Source organism: Neisseria sp. HMSC31F04 (assembly GCF_001807735.1).
GTDB lineage: Bacteria > Pseudomonadota > Gammaproteobacteria > Burkholderiales > Neisseriaceae > Neisseria > Neisseria elongata.
Map to the genome: position 1 here is coordinate 1 of NZ_KV790799.1, position 2627 is coordinate 2627.

A 2627-nucleotide genomic window follows, 5' to 3' on the forward strand; every position below is an offset into this window, starting at 1 on the left:
AATGTGGCCGCAGGCACGGTTTCGGCCACCAGTACCGATGCCGCGACCGGCGGCCAAGTGTATGGCGCGTTGAATAACGTGAAAAACGTATTGGGTAGCAACGTCAGCATCGACGGTTCGGGTAATCTGAGCAGCAACAATATCGGTGGCACGGGCAAAACCACCTTCAGCGATGCGATTGCTGCGGCCTATAGCAAAGCCGATACTGCGAACGCCGGTTGGAAATTCCAAGTGAACAGCGGTGTTGCGGAAACCATCAAGCCGAATGATACGGTAGGGTTTAAAGATGGTACCAACATTGCCATAACCAACAACGGTAAAGACCTTACCATTGCCACCAACCCCAACCTGACTGCCGACAGTCTGACGATTAACGGCAACGGTCCGGTTATCAACGGCAACGGCATCAACACCAACGGCAAAAACATTGATATGAAGGGTTCTGCATCTACCGGCGGCAAGATCACCAACCTGACCAGCGGCAACGTTGCGGCAGGCGACGACAGTGCCGTAACCGGCGGTGCAGTTAATACCGCAATCAATACTGCCATCAGTAATGCCGTAACCGATTTGAAAGACGCCGGTTTCAAGATCGGGGCCGACAGTGGTACGGACGACACCGTGAAACTGGGCGAGACCGTCAAATACGTCGGTGATGCCAATATTAAGACCACGGTTACCGACAACCAAATCGGCTTCAAGCTGGCCGACAGCATTACCGTTGGCCCGGCCAGCGGCGGCAACCCGATTACCGTCGACGGTACTGCCGGTACGGTTACCGGCCTGACCAACAAAACTTGGAATCCTGCCGGCATTGTCAGCGGACGTGCAGCTACCGAAGATCAGTTGAAAGCTATTGCTAATCAGGTCAGCAGTTCTGCAACCCACTATTACAGTGTGAACGATGGAGGTACGCCGGGTAATAACTTCAACAACGACGGTGCCACTGCATCCGGCGCGTTGGCCGCCGGTGTGGGTGCGGCTGCTCAGCAACGCGATTCGGTTGCCATCGGTACCGGTGCAAAAGTTGACGGTAGTCCCTTATTTGCAGATGCCGTTGCTATCGGCACAGGTGCACGAGCGCAAGGTAATGCCGCGTTAGCTATTGGTCCTCAAGCGACTGTAACCGGTAGCGGAGGTCAGGGCGGTATCGCCATTGGTGCAGCTGCCTCTTCACAAAACGGCGGTATGGCTATCGGTAGTGGTGCAAATTCTGGTAACGGTACGGCACTGATCCCAATGATGCCTGACCGTCTGAACAACAACTTGGCGTTGGGTGACAGTGCCACAGTAAAAGACAATACCAATTTCAATGTGGCGCTGGGTTCATTCTCCACAGCAGGTGATGCGGATTTGACCGCAGCCGCCTACAAACCGACTGCTTCTTCCACTATTGCAGCGGATATTGATACCGCCAATGCGAAGTTCGGTGAAGTTTCGCTGGGCGGGGACACTAGCGGCTTTATGGCTGGTAGCAAAATGTACCGTCGTCTGACCAATTTGGCTGCAGGTTCGGCAGATACCGATGCCGTAAACGTATCGCAGCTGAAAGCCGTGCAGGCTGCTTTGCAGGATCAGGCTCCGGTTGCATACACCAAAGCCGACGGCACAAAAGTGTACAAACACACCGACGGCAACTTTTACGATGCGCCCAACGGTGCAGGCAACCAAGTTGCCGCAGCGGATGTGATTACTAGCCTGCAGAATGCGGCCGGCAGCACAACCGCGCCGACCACCTTGGCCAACGTGAAGGACAATCTGGCCGATACCGTTGCAGCCGTTACCAACCCGACCGGTAACGACCGCTCCACCTTGTCTGCCAACAAAGGTCACAACGCCGCCACCGTCAACGACGTATTGAACGCCGGCTTTACCGTACAAGGTAACGGGGTTGACAAAGACTTTGTCACCCATGGCGATACCGTTAATTTTGTTAACGGCCAAGGTACCGTAGCCAACGTCAGCAGCACCGGCGGCGTAACAACGGTTAAGTTCGACACCCCGATGACCTATGTTGACACAGCGGGCACTCCGACCACTACGCCGAGCAACAAAGTAAACCTGGTAGGCACAGGCGGTCCGGTAACCTTGGGTAACGTCGCTGCAGGTGCGGTTAACGCGACCAGCACCAATGCCGTTAATGGCAGCCAGTTGCACAAAACTGCCAATTCCACAGCCATCCACTTGGGCGGCGGATCGGCAGTTCAGGCCGATGGCAGCATTAGCGCGCCGACCTACACCCTGGCCAATGCCTCAGGTGCGCCAACGAACTATAGCAACGTAGGCGACGCATTGACTGCACTGAATGCACGCACCAATGCGGCCAACGCAGGCTGGAAATTCCAAGTGAACAGCGGTGCTGCGGAAACCATCAAGCCGAATGATACGGTAGGGTTTAAAGATGGTACCAACATTGCCATAACCAACAACGGTAAAGACCTTACCATTGCCACCAACCCCAACCTGACTGCCGACAGTCTGACGATTAATAACGGTCCGGTCATCAACGGCAATGGTATTAGCACCAACGGCAAAAACATTGATATGAAGGGTTCTGCATCTACCGGCGGCAAGATCACCAACCTGACCAGCGGCAACGTTGCGGCAGGCGACGACAGTGCCGTAAC

1 protein-coding gene is annotated in these 2627 nt (G+C 55.0%); it reads left to right on the top strand.

Annotated elements, in window-relative coordinates:
* Positions 1–2627 (top strand): beta strand repeat-containing protein (locus HMPREF3107_RS05785; protein ID WP_210391401.1); only part of this gene is annotated, 2627 nt, incomplete at both ends.